The organism is Shewanella sp. KX20019 (assembly GCF_016757755.1).
GTDB lineage: Bacteria > Pseudomonadota > Gammaproteobacteria > Enterobacterales > Shewanellaceae > Shewanella.
In genome coordinates, this window is the sequence record NZ_CP068437.1 from 2,996,825 (window position 1) to 3,011,622 (window position 14,798).

Consider the following 14,798-nt stretch of genomic DNA (forward strand, 5'->3'; position numbering starts at 1 on the left):
GATTAAAACTGCGCTTGGCCAAAGCCTGCATTCGGGCTTGAGTACGCATTTAAGCGGCGCTCCCACTCTTTACGCCCCGCTATAATTGCGGGCAGATCTTCACTGCCCATGGTTTTACCGTTAACTGTCACGGTTTTACCGTCTAATACATCAAGCTCTGCCGTGATGTAGGCATCTATCATTTTTTGTGCGAGCGCTTGGCTCATAGCCAACCTCCTGTTCCTGTGTCACCAAGCCAACTATTTGTTGAGTCGCTGCGTGATTCTGAATGGGCTTTAATTGACTCGGATTGAGCCGTTTGTTGTTCAGTGTCGTTGGCGGCAACAGTGGTTTTAGCCAGTTGCTCTAAGTCGATCCCAAAGCGCTCTTGTGCGATGTAAAGCGCGGCCATCGCATACACCAGGCAATCGAGTGATTCGTTGCGGCGTTTGCCAGCATCCCAGCGATATACAATGCGACCATTACGGCGGACAGGAATTTTGCGCTCAGCCGTTAACTGCTGCAGCTCTGCATCGTCACAAATTGACTCGTTTAGCGGCAGATGAATGGCACCAGGTTTACGAACATGAGGATCTGGCGCGATACGTAGCATCGACATAATCAACTCTTTGGCGTTGTCGGTACCGACCTCAGTCAAATACACGCCTTTACGATTTTTCTTTCTGGGGAAATTGGCAATAGGTTTGCCATAAACGTTGGCGCCTTGAATGGGGATCACCTTCATCACCCCAAGCTTTTTACTCATTGAGTAAACAGTATCGGTGTAGTGGCCTTGCGAGTCCCAAGCTACTAAGCCTAAGTCCAAGCGAACGCCATCGGCGCGAATATAGCTTTTTTGCAATCGCTCACTGACTTTATCGAGCAGCACTTGGCTTGCAGGGTCGCCGTTAAGAATGAATCTATCGACTAAGCAACACTCTTTACCTGCGCCCCATCCCCAAACGCGCCCTTCATAGCGATCATCTTGGGTATCGATACCGGCTGTTAAGTAAACCACCCAATCAGGTAGCTTGTTATCGGGATACATTTCTCGGCGCCTTGCGAGTTCTTCCCACTCCAAGCGCTCGCCGTTATCTTCATCCCAAGGCAAGCCCAGCTTGGTATTAACAAAGGTTTGCATCTTCTCGCGATCACCTTTGGCTTTATAAAACTCGGTAACCAGCTTTGCCCAGCTATTTAGCGAGTTGTAACCCGACCAAACATGGATTGAGATATTGGCAGGGGTGGTGATATCGTTGCCATCAGCATCATAAAAATCGATGTAGTTAACAGTACGAACCCCGGTGTTTTCACAGATCCACACGGCGCGGGCATCAAGCTCCATATCATCGAGTTGATTGTTTTCGATACAGCACGCGCAATGCTCACATAAGTAATAAGCTGTGCTTGGGTCTTGGTTGCCGTTACTGTCGCGCAACCACTTAATACCAAAAGGCTCCTCAGCCCCGCCCCAACGTAGCTGTTGCAGCTCGCCGCAGTGTGGGCAAGGTAAATTAAACTTAAAAAAGTGCGGGCTTTCGCTGCAAGCCTTTTCTATCTGGCAAGTGCCGAGTACTTTTGGCGTTGAACCTCGAATGGATTTAGGAAACATCGACAATTCAACACGAGTGTCACCCAATGATGTTGCGTTACCCTCATGCTCGATGGACTCATCAAAGCCCGCCAATTCATCGTAAGTCACATCGTCGGTTGATATTTCACGGTAGTTCGCCGCGGCGGTACCACCGCGCACCATCAGGGTTTTGCCGTTACTAAATATTTTGTCTTCAAGCGTGCTGTCTTTATGCTTGCGACCGAGCCAAGGGGCCAATTTTCGCCAAACGGGAATATCACGGATCGCCGTTTCAACGTGCTTTTTCATAAAGGTTTTTGCTTGAGTATCACGCGGCTGATAAATCAGTACGTTGCGCTTTTTGTGCTCAACCTTATAAGCGCTATTTGCCATCAGCATCTTGGTATAACCCACACGCGCCGATTTCATTAAATTCAGCGTGGTGATCTGGTCATTACCCATGGCATTTAAAATGCCCACCTGAAACGGTAGGCTTTCCCACTTACCTTCAGTGTATGAGGATTCAGAGGACATATAAAAATGCGTATCAGCGTATTCAGAGCAAGTTAAAATCGGAGGGCGATAGAACGAACGCAAACCAGTGGTTACGGCGGCTTTCAGATTTTTAATCTGCGCTGCCGATATACTCATCTAATAGATCTCCGATAGTGTCTGCCAACTTTGACACCGTGTTTTGGCTCTTAATCACCTCAGCTTTCATGGCTTCAATGAGCTTGTCTGAAATATCAGGAAACTTACGTTTCATGCGTATATGAATTTGATCGAGCACTGGCGCAATTTGCGCGGCAATACGATTGAGAACAAAGATATTAAAATCAACGTCTACAACTTCTTTACGCTCTTTTTCATTTTTAAGTTCTTGGCCATCTGCTTGAGCTTTGGTTAATCGATAACGTTCATAATCAATGTTGTTTTGCTTGTCAGGATCATCTGCTGTCGATTCATGCTTGCTGCGCTCATTGCCAACACGATTAGCTACCACATCGCTCATGGTATAAAGGCACTCTCGGCCTTTCTTGCTATGAATGGGTACCGTCCACTTGTCGAACGCTTGGGTACTAATCCCAAGACTGCGGCATAAGTCGGTTTTATTCAGTAATAGTGGCTCGGTTTTTTGCGCCTTTATTTGAGCCATTCCGCACCTACTTTATTTAAAACAATTATGTTTCTGCCAATTTATCTATCTTGGCTTTAATCAGCTCTTTCTCTAAGTCTTTCACTTCCACATCTCGCCTGTTCTTTTTCGCCTGGTAAACCCAATTGATCACAAAGGTTAACGCCGCAAATAATATGCCTATCCATAGGGCTAACTCATTCACTGAAACGGCTCCTCCTGCAGCGGTAGTGAACGAGGCACTATAGGCCGCAGTTGAAACCGCTTTTTGTGTGGTTGGATCATTTATCATTATGTGACTCCCGCCAATGGCGCAGCCTTACCCAATCAGCCTCGCACTTAGCGAGAACGTTTAGCAGTAACAAGCTGTATTCAAGATGCAAATCGTTAGAAAACTGTTCAGAAGGTGTATTCAACGGTGGGGGTAAGCATTGGCTGATCATTTCCGCTGGTGCTAATACATATTGGGTCTGAGTGGTGATCAGGGTGCGCGCAATAGGCGGCTTGCTTGAGCAAGCGAGCAGCATCAATAGGCATAACAGTATTGGCCCACATTTTAACAGTCTCATTTGGTGATCCCCGGATCTCATCTAGCAATTTACTTTGATGCCGAAAAGCCACTTCGATAGCCACTTTGGCCTTAGCGTTCTGCTGGTTTAGCTTTGAAACATTTTCAGCCTCAAGCCGCAGCTGTTCCTTTTGAAATTCAATCTGCTTAACTTTGTTGGCGACCGCTTCTAGATCACCAACCAACACCGCATTGGCTAGACTCAAGGTTTCAATTTTGCCAGCCTTAATTGCGACCTCGGCTTGGCTAAACTTGAGCGCAGCACCTAAGCCAACCAACATAAGGATCAGCAAGCCGATAAAATATAAATGGAATGATCCACCACTAGTGATTAATTTTCGCCACATCAATAAGCTCCCCTAAACAGATTTGACGCTCCGACTCGCGGCGCTTGATTAACCCAGGTAACTTCTTGCCCTTGGCATAAACCCAGCGTGGCAATTCATTACAGGCACCAATCCGCTGACCGGCTAATAATTTTGCTCGCAACGTCGAGTCTTTAAACGCCCCGGCACCCACGTTATAGATAAAACTCAAATAAGCGGCATGCTCGCCATCGGTCAAAGTGATGGGATACGTTAGTCGCCGCAGCTGCCGATCAAACTGTGAGAGATCATCGGCTAAGCTTTCCAAGCACTGTCGCTCGGTGAAAAACTGCCGTGTCTTCAACTCTGGTCCGGTGTGGCCATAACAACTGGTGAGAACACCCGCCGGATCAATATACGTTTCCAGCACTCGCCCTTCATTAGGTACAACCAAGGCCGCACCACCAAAGGCCACAACCGAAGCTAAGCCAAGGGCCATCAGTTTTTGAGATATATTCATTTGGGACTCACTAAATGAGATAAAGGGCTGCTATTTCTGTTTGAATCAGTCTTTTTCGGCCAAAAAAATGGCTCCTATTAAAGGAGCCATAAAAGGCGATAAAGCATAATCCTACAAACAAGACGTTATTGAGCGTATATAAATCTACCCGTTTTAAAGTGCGTTAAAAAGGTAGTATTCGACCGAAAATCGGTAATAATTGACCTAAAATGTAACGAGGGAATTTAATAAAGGTTTAGTTATCACTTTAGTGATTTGTAATAAATGGTTAGTTATCACTTTAGTGATTTTCGGTAAGGGGATAAAACTACAGCAGGAATTTCTCGATTAGGATAATCAGTTACACCATGATTCACGCTTGCCGCCTACGTATAACCGAGCGTGATTTGCTTCTAGAATCATGTTGGATAGACTCTTACCGTCTAGGTATACATCAGCTATCAATCTGAAATACTTTCCCCTCTGGATATCCTTCAACTCAATTACTTCAGCCTCTCTTAAGGCTTGCACTGTGAACTGTTTAGCTAATCTTGCTAGCTCCTTTTCAGCTTGGCACTTCCCTCTAAGTTCAGGGGTGTCTATGCCATAGATGCGGATCGGTATCCTGTGCCCTACTATGTCAGGCCATTCTTTGATATTTACAGTGAAAGAGTCACCATCATAGATACTGACAACATCAGCATTCGATACCTTGACTGTGGCTGTTACATTGAATGATAGAAGCACTAAGAACGTTAGAAGTATTTTCATATTCCTTCCTTGGATTAATGTACTTTCTTAAGGATAGTTCTAAAACAAAGTTACATAGCCAAAAGACCTAATCAAGGTCCACTAATCTTGAATGGCTTAGTCAATTTTGTTCGTTTAAGATACCATCTAGTATTCAATCATTTCAGTGCAGAAATAAGTCGATTTGATTATGTCCCTACTTCTACGAAATTAACGAGGCCATAAATGCGCTACTGGTGGGTAAATCACAAACAAACACATCGAGAGGAAATCGACGGTGGGTACATCTGGTCGCCAAAAAAGAACGCTAATGGCGCCAATAACAACAGTTATAATAATATGCCAAAAACATCTGTTGGCGATATCGTGTTCTCATTTGCTTTTGCAGAGGTTCGAGCGATAGGTGAAGTAGTTGATTCTTGCGCATCAGCACCAAAGCCAAGCGAGTTTGGAAGTAAAGGCGATAATTGGAACAACGAAGGCTGGTTAGTCAATGTTAAATGGAAAATGATTGATATACCATTTAGAGCAAAAGATCATATAGCTCAAATCCGACCACTACTTACGAGTAAGTATGCCCCAATTCAGCAAAATGGTAACGGAAACCAAAGTTGCTACTTAGCGAGTATTACTGACGAACTAGCTCTACTGCTTTATTCCTTAGCAGGCCAAAAGAATAAAACTAAAATCGACGTCGATGCGGAAGAAATACTAAGAGATAAACAAGAGAGCACAATTGTTCAGCAGATAGAACAAGATATATCTTTAATGCAGACAGAGAAAGAACAGCTGATAAAGTCACGCAGAGGGCAAGGTAAGTATCGGCGCAACTTAGAGTTATTGGAGTCAAAATGTCGTGTTACAGGCTTAGATGACAAGCGATTTTTAGTTGCTAGCCACAGTAAACCATGGCGTAACTCTAATAACCTAGAAAAGCTAGATGGCTATAACGGTTTTCTGTTTTCTCCTCATATTGACCGCCTTTATGATCGAGGGTGGATATCATTTTCCGATAATGGCGAGTTACTGATTATAGAACCACATATCCGCAATATCCTTAAGGCCTGGGGTGTTCCCTACCCTTTCAATATAGGTTCATTTACCTACCAACAAAAAATCTACCTTGCATACCATAGGGAGTTTGTTTTCAAATCTACCTTGCCACAAAATTAGCTTTAGTAAATCAAATTAGAGTGTAATTTAGCGATCGCTAACGGATGAGTTACAAGACCTCCTCACAAAAAGCTCACGATATTGCATGTGAGAATCTAAATTATTCTATAAAGGATCGCTAAGTTGGTATGTTAGATCACAATGTAACCGGCTACTAAACCAGTATCGAAAGCGATTAAAACTTTAACAAAATCAGTTGCGAGCTAACAAATTAGTTAGTTGAATTCAGCAAGGGTTAGATCGCAACCATTAAAACAACAACCAACCCTAAGAAAAGCTCATATGTAGTGAAGCACTGCGCGTCCCCGCCCCCGCAGCAAAGCCACTTAGAAGGACCCATGGTTATTTGCTGAAAGAAAAGGCGCCATAAAGGCGCCTTTTCTTTTAAAAATATTTGAAGTCTACTTAATGCCTTCCAACTGTTTCACTTTTTGGATAGCTTTTGTAAACTTAGTTTTATGCTCTTCATTCCACTCAAAGGAACTTAACCCGGGTACTGGAGCTGATGCTACTACTCGACCTGATGCAATCAAATCAGTGATTTCTGTTTGTATTTGATGTGTGTTCAAAGGTACTCCAACATCATTAGCTGCGGGACGTTTTGACAAATCCATGACATAGCCTCCTCGTAATATAGCTTCCACTATTTCCTTATAATCATAACATGTTCCGGTCAAATTGCTTTCACCAGACTCAAATGAAACGTATTTAGTTACCGGTCCAGTAAAATAATCAGCTTTCGATGCAGATACAACAGCCGTTAATGAACATCGATTAGCATCCCAGCATGTAGCGGCATACAAATCACCTGAACCAGCAAAAACAGATAACATTTTTGAAGTGAACTTACAAAAAAGAGCCTTTTTTTGTCCTGCATCGAAAAGAACTGAGTTCGTAACCTTGTCGATAATCATAAGGCTGACAGCAGTAACACCCTTTTCATCTTGCACAGGTGGAATATTTGACTCATCGAGACTGTTATACCACCAATCTTTCCATTGCGCTATTAAGTTTCCTTGCCCTGCTAGGACCATTACAGCACTTTCACGATCAGCAATCTTTTCGAATAGACAATCATCCACATAAATAATGTACTCATGACCATCAGAAAGCTCGGTGCGAATAGACCACCTTGTATCACTTGCGACTTTCTTACTTTCTAAATCATAGACTGTTGTTGTCATTTGACATCCATATCTTATTTTATTAATTTTATTATACTTTTTTCTCACTATAATAAAAGAAGAATAACTCTATTTATATCTCATATTTACAACTCCAACTCCGCTCTCCTCAACCAATAGATATACGATTTTTGACTATCAAAGCCCATCAACTTCCACTGCCCTTTGCAAACATAGTGTGCACGGATGGCCCGTTTACAATTCGGGCTTAATCGTCCAATATGGCTATCAAGCTCAGTAATATAATCTGGTGGCATGTGGTCACTATTACCACCACTGCAGGTTTGCCTAATAGGTTCTCCCAACCTATCGCAAGCGCTACGACTTGCATAACCCTGCCCTTGTTCTTGTCTAGCCCAGTAACGCCCCCAAGCTTTAAGCTCTGAGCGTAGCTGCTTGATGTTCATCATGGGCTCAATCGGTAAATCATGCTGCATGGCTGGCAACCTCCGTCACTTTGGCTAACGGCATGTGGAATACCTGCTCACAAATCGCTGACAGATCATCGTATGAAACCGATGTATTGCCCCGTTCCCAATTGCGATAAGTTTTAGCACTTACACCATATGTCTGAGCCACTTCATCTTGGGTAAAACCTCTCAGCATACGAGCCGTTCTCAGTAAATCAGCGCCACGTTTAGTCATTAAATCCCCCAAAACTCTCTCATTGCATACTCTATTAGTAATGATGCAGTCATTATTAAACCCACCCACTAGCCATAGGCGTTTGAGCACTCCCATGATCAGCAAGTGATCTAGGCAATATCTCAGGCGCAACAGAAGAAAAACCACGTTCAATCAAATAGGCGTGATATTGCTCTAACGCTTGGCTCATCCCTTTATCCAAAGTTGATTTAACGTAGGTACGCAAAAGCACTGGCAATGCATGGTTAACCAATCGCTCGCCAATCATGGTATCAACACCCAAGTCAGCCAACATGGTCCTAAACAGAATGCGCAGATCATGGCTGGTAAAATATTTAAACCTAATTTGTGTATTCCAATCATGAGCTGTGCGGATCGAGATTGGCCCTTTAACACCTGGGAATAAGATTGAGCGCTTACCAACATGCTTGAGTTGCCATTGTCGGTAATGGTTAATCAGCGCCTTGGCCGATTGAGTTAATGGCATTCTATGTTCTTGCTTATTCTTGGCGTGACTAGCGGGGATCACCCAAGTGTCACCGGCAAAGTATTCCCACCGCGCTTGTCGAGTCTCATTAATCCGAGTGCCAAACATCATCATCAACACAAACAGCATGGTCACCGGCATAGCGGAATCACTCAAGCGAGCAAATAACTCAGTCAAATCAGTTTCAAATAGACGGGTATCTTTGGCGCCATTAAGCTTAATTGAGTCGGTAACTTGGTAACCGGCGATCGGATTAGTAGATATCAACCGCAGCTTTGCTGCAGCAGAGAACGCCACCTTTAATTTATTTACTGCCTCACGAATGTAATTAGGGGCAAACTCATCTTTAAGCATGGTTTTAACTAAACGAGAATCAAGTTCAACAAAGCTGATAGAAGCCAAAGAAAGCGAGCCCAAGCGCGGCAGTAAGTGGCATCGAATCAAAGAACTTACGTTACTGCGCCAGCTGCGACTGTAAGTTGAATTGTTCTTAATGTGCGACTGGTACCAAGTGAGTAAACACCCCACAGTTTCAAATTGACCGGTCACCATATTGCCAACACTCCTTTTGGCCAGCATCACCGGCAGATCACCACTCAAGGTTTTAATACACGCACTCGGCCAGGTCGCTATTTTGTCCCATTTAGTCTTACCACTCTCATTTAACACCAAAAACACACTTGCCTTAGCCCGGTCAGCATTGGCACGTAACCGCAACTCAGGAAAGCGCGGATCTCTAAAATCACGAGTCACCCCACCTTTTAGCCAACGCCTAATCGCGGCATCATTCAATTTGCCAATATCGACACCGCTAGCTGTCATGACTTATGGCCTCTTTTTTCCCTCTGAAACTCTTCCATTCAAATTTAACTAAAACACTGGCTGCGTCTTGTAAGCGTTCATAGGCTCGCTCGCCAAGCAAATCTTGCAAGCCGGTCTTATCCAAATTGGTGATAAACCCTGTTGGTTTTTTTGCATACAAACGCTTATCAAGGATCCGAGTAAACCATAGCAGTTCATCTAGTGAACCACGCTGCAAACCTATCTCATCGATGATCAATAAATCCGGTGATACAAACTCAGCAAGCAAACGTTCTTCCGTTAATCCATTTTTCCCATACGACTCCCTAGCTCGAGCAAACACGTCCATCACGCTCATCAACACAACAGAGTGATTGCGAGAGATCAGTTCATTAGCAATAGCGCTAGCGAGGTGGTTTTTTCCAGTACCCGGTGTACCCGTAAACAAAAAGCCCTTACCCATCAGCCGCAACTCAACAAATCGGTGCGCATACTTACGAGCAATATCAAGCGCCTTAATTTGCCCAGGGCAACTGGTAAAGTAATTATCAAATGTACATTCTAGAAAACGAGTATTGAGGCCTGACTTGCCGCTTAATTTATTCAAAATCTGCAGCTGGTGACGCTTAAAAGACTCGTGTTCATCCTCAGACTTGAGCTGTTCGATATGCGAACGGCTGCAGGGTTTAATATGATCAGGACAACGCAGTTTGCGCAACATAGAACTCAGTACAGTGTTTGTATTCATCATGGTTTGCATCGTTATAGCTCCGTGTCAAAGTCTTGATCGTAAGAATTAAACTGCTCTGAGTTGGCTTGCGAGTGAGTCGGAATCAACAACGGGTTAGATTTACCACCGCTGCTCCCCATGCCCGCATTAATCAACCATTTCGCCTCAAAGCCTACCCAACCCCGCGTAGCACAAGTCGCAATGCAATCCTCAACAGAAAACCCAGCAGCAACCGCATCATGCAAATGCTTAGCAAGACGGTTAATCGCCGTTTGATTTAGTTTTGCTTTTTTATCTTTGCGCATAGCAATCCAGTCAGCCAAAACTTGAACCGTTGGCATAGCTGGCCAGCTTGAAAAATCTAACTTATCAACCGCTGATTTTTTTGAACGAGGCGCTATATCTTTTAAAGGTTCATTGACTGGTTCAAAAGAGTGACTGATTCCGGTGCTATCTGACGGCATACCCCCTGTGCTATCTGCCGGCATACCTGTGCTATCTGACGGCACAGGGGGTGCTATCTGTCGGCATAGGGTCAAAATGTAAAGATTCGAGCTATTTCCCTTTGGCCCTTTACGATTAGTGATAGTAAGAAGTCCCGCTTCCTCTAGCTCCTTGATGTGCTTTCTAACGGTACTTTTGGCGATCTCGCACTGCTCAGCAATATGCTGATAACTCGGCCAGCACTCGCCAGCATCACTCGCATTATCAGCGAGTTTAATTAGCACTAACTTGCGCAAAGGGTTGCCCACTTTGGCTTTCATCGCTTTAACCATCAATTCCATGCTCATGTAGGATTCCCCCACAATGCGTAAAAATTGACGAAACGTACTTGTCTCAGTAACATACTCTTGCCTCTTGTAGGTATTAAGCCCGTTCGGTCTCCAAACTTAAGCGGGCTTTCTTATGTCTTTAATAAACCCAGCGTCATATAACATCGACGAATCCCCTCTTCACTCTTTCAATTAAACGGTTATCACTTAACTGATTCATCACAGCCACTACCCCTTTTCTTTAGCAAGTTTGCTAACTAAAAACGGATACTCCTGCTCCAAAAGCACCATTGATGCTTGTGTAGTTGCCGCAGACTCCCTTAGCTCTCTGTGAGCATTAGCCACTAATTCATTCGATGGCGCTTCGCCTAAATGGATCACAGCCACCTGAGCCTCTGCATTCTCTTTCGTTAATGCCACTGCCATATCCACAGGCTTTAACACGTTGTTATCTGGCCGCTGATCTGCAACCACTGTCACCCCTGCTGCGCTATAAACATCATTGAGATAGTTAACTCGTAAATGAGTTGGCATAGCAGATACGATCGCTTGCTCAACATAAAACAATCGGTCAACGATGGGATGCTGGCCCTCGTACTGCCCCAGCCATCGAAATAACTTCTGCGCATTCACTCGCGCATCGTTATGAACGTCATCGGTATTTGCAAAAGTGACACCCTCTGCAGCCAATAGATCAAGCATGCCCAAACGTTCAACTGCAGCAACAACATCCATCGCAAAAGCAAAACGCGTCATCCGTGGTAGCTCCAACACCCGATGTACAGCTTTCATCAAAAAAGCCAAACGTGATTGTGTTTTCATGCAAACTTTCCTTTTTCCTATTAAAGTTAATGTCAGTGGTTAAGCTGTATTGTCAGAATGAGTCAACTGAGGAACGGCGGTTAACAAGCCATTCGTTAAACGCTCAATTTGATAAGCACGAAGCTCAGGGACATTTTCAGGCCATTGACTTATGGCTGATTTAGATAGCTTCAGCGCTCTAGCAAGTGAACATTTATTCCCAAAGTACGAAATTGCATCTTTTGTCTTCATCAAAGGCTCCAATATATGATCAAAACAAAGGTTAAGAAAACTTGACCACAAAGTCAACAGCAGAATAGGAAACTTGACCAGCATTGAGTTAAGATTGCTTTACTATGATGAATGAACGAATTAAAGAATGTCGCAAGGCTGGGAAATTCACTCAACCAGCAATTGCTAAAACGATTGGCGTTACAAAAGCCACTATCTCGCTTTGGGAGTCAGGTTCCACTTCCCCAAAAGGTGAGAATCTTCATGCGCTTGCAAAAGCCTTAGGATGCACTCCCGAATATTTGTTATATGGGATTAAAGCACCTAAAGTAGAAAAGAATGCTGAGTGGGCCGGTGAATTTGAACCATGGGATAATGGCAGTCTTTTAGGGGCTGATGAAGTAGAGGTACCCTTTTACATGGAAGTAGAGCTAGCTGCTGGAGAAGGTATTGCTGAGGCAGTCGAATATAAAGGACCTAAACTTCGATTTGCTAAATCGACCTTAAAACGACAAAACGTAGACACATATAACGCAGCTTGCGTTAAGGTCAGTGGTAACAGCATGGAGCCGGTATTACCCCACGGTTCAACAGTGGGTATTGATACTGCCGCAATCAATATTGTGGATGGTAAAATGTACGCAATTAACCATGACGGTATGCTACGCGTTAAAATGCTTTACAGACTACCAGGTAACGGACTTCGCCTGCGTAGCTATAACATTGACGAATATCCCGACGAACGCTACGAAGCAGATGCCCTAAAACATATCAAAGTGATCGGCAAAGTGTTTTGGTACTCAGTGTTGATATAAGCGCACGGACAAAGACGTGTTAGAGCTAATGCTCTGGAAATGACTATCGGCATTAGAAAATGTATGCCTAAGCTCTGCGCCCTTATGAACAAATATTAAGGATAATCTCCAATGATATTACCAAATTCATTCACTAACAGTGTCTCGATTACTTAGGGCTTGTATCCTCAATGAGTTTAAACCTTTGCTGTCAAAGGTACTTACAGGGTGTATTTAATCCTTTCTTTTTCTGGGATATGTTTTAGAAAGTCTAAATGTCGAGCCACACCTAAATATCCTGGGTACACTCTTGGAAAGTCGTAACCTAATAATAAAAGCTTATTGTAGAGATCTAAACGTAAACTCGCAGGTAATGTTACTTTTATAAATAGTGGTGCATCACCAAGATTGGCAGGATCTGAATTAACAAGCTCCGAATGAATAATTTCATTTAGAGAGCGCGTATCCGCCAAATTACTAGTCCCTAATATAATGTCGCGTCTTTCTTGTGGAAGACATAGTTCTTCTAATGAAAATCTGTTCCTTTTAAATATCGACGGTGTAAATGTAAATAAACCTTTCTGAGCCGTAACATTCGAATTATCTTTATATTCAGGAGTGAAAAACATAATTGATTCAATTTTCTTAGATTTTTTTAGCATTGAAATCCAATTAGCATTCATCATCCAAACACATAAATCTTCTTCTGTGTTTTTAATATCAGATGTGCATGCGAAAAAAGTAGCAATCATGGAATCATGCGTCCAATCTAAAAGTCTTGTGGGGACCCCGTAATGCTGGGCTAGTGCCGCTAACTCTAATAAATCCTTTGACATCCAGCTTTCATCATTTACTCTATCTTCTCTAGAGAATTGATTACTAGTTAGATGCATATCATTTTTAAACCACAGGCCTGTAGAGGGAGTGTGGAGACCATTTCTATTTGAGATTCGAAAAAACTGTCTTAGTGCATTTATTTCTGCATTGACTTGGTTATGTTCAAATTTAATCTCTTCCCTATCATGCAAAATCTTAGCACTCATCGCGCATAGCTTATCAACACTATAGTCATCTCGCCTAAGTGCAGAGGGAGCTAATTGATAACTACTCTTTCCATGCCCTCTAAAAATAAAACTTCTAAAGTCAATATCTTCATTTAAAAGTGGAGAAAGGTATGACAAAAAAGTTTGTACATCGAAACATTCTTTTGTTATAAATTTTGCATCTACTTCTTCAATGTCCATATGAAATTCTCTGTGATTATTAATGCTGTAATGAACATATCGACTATACCTGAATATTTAAATAAACATATATTGCCGTAGAGGCAATAGAACATTGGCCATCGTTTTCTATGCACTCTTGTAAATCATGTAATATGAAAGCTGCCCCCTCTCCTTACATGAGACGACAATGTATGGCAAACCGACATGGACATATTGCGATTGAGTCGCTGCACTAGCCACTTTTTGGACAAAAATCATTTAGAGCTTAAGCTCTGAAAACAACGATTACCGATAGGAAACGTATGGCAATCGCGTGCTCGATAACGCCTTGTTAATCTACTCAAAACTTAAACCAATCCACCGTATTCACTGAGCTCAACCAAACCAAAAGTGCCGAGCATTAGCAGCCTGCTTGAATAGTTTGTTAGCCTAACTTCACCAGAGCTTTTTAGTTAAGAGCTTATAGGTCGGCATGGGTTCTTCGAATGTTGCCCCAACGATATCGTCAAGCTTGTCTTGTATAGCTTGTAATTGCACTCTAATTACGTCGTCTTCTTCCCATGTGTCCCAGAAAACACCTTCATACTCTTGCATCTCTTTCAAATGTTTCTTGAACTCAGCACCTGACATTTTGACTTTACCCTGACGCTGCCAGTATCTCGTTGCCAGTTGACGAGCGGAGAAAAAAATACTGTTCACAGTCTTATTGGTGTCTTTAAAGATTTCTTCACTATCAGCACCGTAAGTCGCCATGAATTTGTACTTTAACGTTTCAAATCTGGCGAAAACTTCACTCTTCCTCTCATATCGTTCAAATACGATATGACCTCGGTTGAGCAGTTCAGTTTCTTCGGGTTTTTCTCGCTCTCCAACCACTCTACTTTTACCCTCACCGACAGAAGAAAAAGGGCTACGAATAAATGCAATTGTATCCTTGATTTCAAAAAATGTAGCTAAAGTATCTTCAGCAAGTTCAATTCTTCTTTTTCCAATAAATTCACGTTTCCACGCTCCTACACCTGAGACAATAGCCCAGCATGCTGAAATAATTGCGATTGTCTTACCCAATAGGGTTACTACTTCTAACATTTTCTCTTAACTCCAACTGGTAGGCTAACGCTTAAATCTGGAGCGCGGCTTTTTG

20 protein-coding genes are annotated in these 14,798 nt (G+C 43.0%); 2 read left to right on the top strand and 18 right to left on the bottom strand.

What is annotated here, in order from left to right; translation table 11 throughout:
- Positions 1–2: 2 nt before the first annotated feature.
- The 8 genes from JK628_RS13130 to JK628_RS13160 all read right to left on the bottom strand — a co-directional run bounded on the left by JK628_RS13130 (position 3) and on the right by JK628_RS13160 (position 4,830).
- Positions 3–206: a hypothetical protein gene (locus tag JK628_RS13130; protein WP_202285086.1), complete on the bottom strand. Its 204-nt coding sequence runs from the start codon at positions 204–206 to the stop codon at positions 3–5.
- Entirely contained in the window at positions 203–2,203 is a 2,001-nt protein-coding gene (locus JK628_RS13135) for a phage terminase large subunit family protein (protein WP_202285087.1), read from the bottom strand. Before JK628_RS13135 ends, JK628_RS13130 begins: the two co-directional genes overlap by 4 nt.
- On the bottom strand, positions 2,178–2,708 hold the full coding sequence (locus tag JK628_RS13140) for a terminase small subunit (protein WP_202285088.1): 531 nt from the start codon (positions 2,706–2,708) through the stop codon (positions 2,178–2,180). The genes JK628_RS13135 and JK628_RS13140 overlap by 26 nt, the downstream gene beginning before the upstream one ends.
- A gap of 25 nt (positions 2,709–2,733) precedes the next feature.
- The gene (locus tag JK628_RS13145) at positions 2,734–2,979 is read right to left on the bottom strand and encodes an HP1 family phage holin (RefSeq protein WP_202285089.1); all 246 of its coding nucleotides are present in this window, start codon (positions 2,977–2,979) and stop codon (positions 2,734–2,736) included.
- Complete coding sequence (lysC, locus tag JK628_RS23565) at positions 2,969–3,184, bottom strand: Rz1-like lysis system protein LysC (RefSeq protein WP_443020010.1); 216 nt, start codon at positions 3,182–3,184, stop codon at positions 2,969–2,971. Before lysC ends, JK628_RS13145 begins: the two co-directional genes overlap by 11 nt.
- Positions 3,087–3,602 carry a hypothetical protein gene (locus JK628_RS13150; RefSeq protein ID WP_202285090.1) on the bottom strand — a complete coding sequence of 172 codons (516 nt, stop codon included), beginning with the start codon at positions 3,600–3,602 and terminating at the stop codon, positions 3,087–3,089. The genes lysC and JK628_RS13150 overlap by 98 nt, the downstream gene beginning before the upstream one ends.
- Complete coding sequence (locus JK628_RS13155) at positions 3,580–4,080, bottom strand: lysozyme (protein ID WP_202285091.1); 501 nt, start codon at positions 4,078–4,080, stop codon at positions 3,580–3,582. Before JK628_RS13155 ends, JK628_RS13150 begins: the two co-directional genes overlap by 23 nt.
- Positions 4,081–4,416: 336 nt before the next feature.
- Positions 4,417–4,830 carry a thermonuclease family protein gene (locus tag JK628_RS13160; RefSeq protein ID WP_202285092.1) on the bottom strand — a complete coding sequence of 138 codons (414 nt, stop codon included), beginning with the start codon at positions 4,828–4,830 and terminating at the stop codon, positions 4,417–4,419.
- Positions 4,831–5,034: 204 nt separating this feature from the next.
- On the opposite strand from JK628_RS13160, the gene JK628_RS13165 reads away from it, so the two are divergent.
- A complete protein-coding gene (locus JK628_RS13165; RefSeq protein WP_202285093.1) occupies positions 5,035–5,982 on the top strand; it encodes an HNH endonuclease in 948 nt (315 codons plus the stop codon).
- A gap of 401 nt (positions 5,983–6,383) precedes the next feature.
- On the opposite strand, the gene JK628_RS13170 is transcribed toward JK628_RS13165, so the two are convergent.
- From JK628_RS13170 to JK628_RS13205, 8 genes are all read right to left on the bottom strand, one after another.
- A complete protein-coding gene (locus tag JK628_RS13170; protein ID WP_202285094.1) occupies positions 6,384–7,166 on the bottom strand; it encodes a hypothetical protein in 783 nt (260 codons plus the stop codon).
- 86 nt (positions 7,167–7,252) lie between these two features.
- Positions 7,253–7,603, bottom strand: a complete 351-nt coding sequence (locus JK628_RS13175) for a hypothetical protein (protein ID WP_202285095.1) — start codon at positions 7,601–7,603, stop codon at positions 7,253–7,255.
- Complete coding sequence (locus JK628_RS13180; protein ID WP_202285096.1) at positions 7,593–7,811, bottom strand: helix-turn-helix domain-containing protein; 219 nt, start codon at positions 7,809–7,811, stop codon at positions 7,593–7,595. Before JK628_RS13180 ends, JK628_RS13175 begins: the two co-directional genes overlap by 11 nt.
- Positions 7,812–7,866: 55 nt before the next feature.
- Complete coding sequence (locus JK628_RS13185) at positions 7,867–9,120, bottom strand: tyrosine-type recombinase/integrase (RefSeq protein WP_202285097.1); 1,254 nt, start codon at positions 9,118–9,120, stop codon at positions 7,867–7,869.
- The gene (locus tag JK628_RS13190; protein ID WP_202285098.1) at positions 9,110–9,850 is read right to left on the bottom strand and encodes an ATP-binding protein; all 741 of its coding nucleotides are present in this window, start codon (positions 9,848–9,850) and stop codon (positions 9,110–9,112) included. Before JK628_RS13190 ends, JK628_RS13185 begins: the two co-directional genes overlap by 11 nt.
- Before the next feature lie 11 nt (positions 9,851–9,861).
- On the bottom strand, positions 9,862–10,620 hold the full coding sequence (locus tag JK628_RS13195; RefSeq protein ID WP_202285099.1) for a helix-turn-helix domain-containing protein: 759 nt from the start codon (positions 10,618–10,620) through the stop codon (positions 9,862–9,864).
- Between the two features lie 210 nt (positions 10,621–10,830).
- Positions 10,831–11,424, bottom strand: coding sequence for a hypothetical protein (locus JK628_RS13200; protein ID WP_202285100.1), 594 nt, complete (start codon positions 11,422–11,424; stop codon positions 10,831–10,833).
- A 39-nt stretch (positions 11,425–11,463) separates the two neighbouring features.
- On the bottom strand, positions 11,464–11,655 hold the full coding sequence (locus JK628_RS13205; RefSeq protein ID WP_202285101.1) for a Cro/CI family transcriptional regulator: 192 nt from the start codon (positions 11,653–11,655) through the stop codon (positions 11,464–11,466).
- Between the two features lie 104 nt (positions 11,656–11,759).
- Here JK628_RS13205 and JK628_RS13210 point away from each other — a divergent pair, with 104 nt between their 5' ends.
- Positions 11,760–12,449: a S24 family peptidase gene (locus tag JK628_RS13210; RefSeq protein WP_202285102.1), complete on the top strand. Its 690-nt coding sequence runs from the start codon at positions 11,760–11,762 to the stop codon at positions 12,447–12,449.
- Between the two features lie 200 nt (positions 12,450–12,649).
- Here the strand turns inward: JK628_RS13210 and JK628_RS13215 are convergent, their stop codons facing one another.
- Positions 12,650–13,672, bottom strand: coding sequence for an FRG domain-containing protein (locus tag JK628_RS13215; RefSeq protein ID WP_202285103.1), 1,023 nt, complete (start codon positions 13,670–13,672; stop codon positions 12,650–12,652).
- A gap of 417 nt (positions 13,673–14,089) precedes the next feature.
- Entirely contained in the window at positions 14,090–14,743 is a 654-nt protein-coding gene (locus tag JK628_RS13220) for a hypothetical protein (RefSeq protein ID WP_202285104.1), read from the bottom strand.
- Positions 14,744–14,798: the final 55 nt, after the last annotated feature.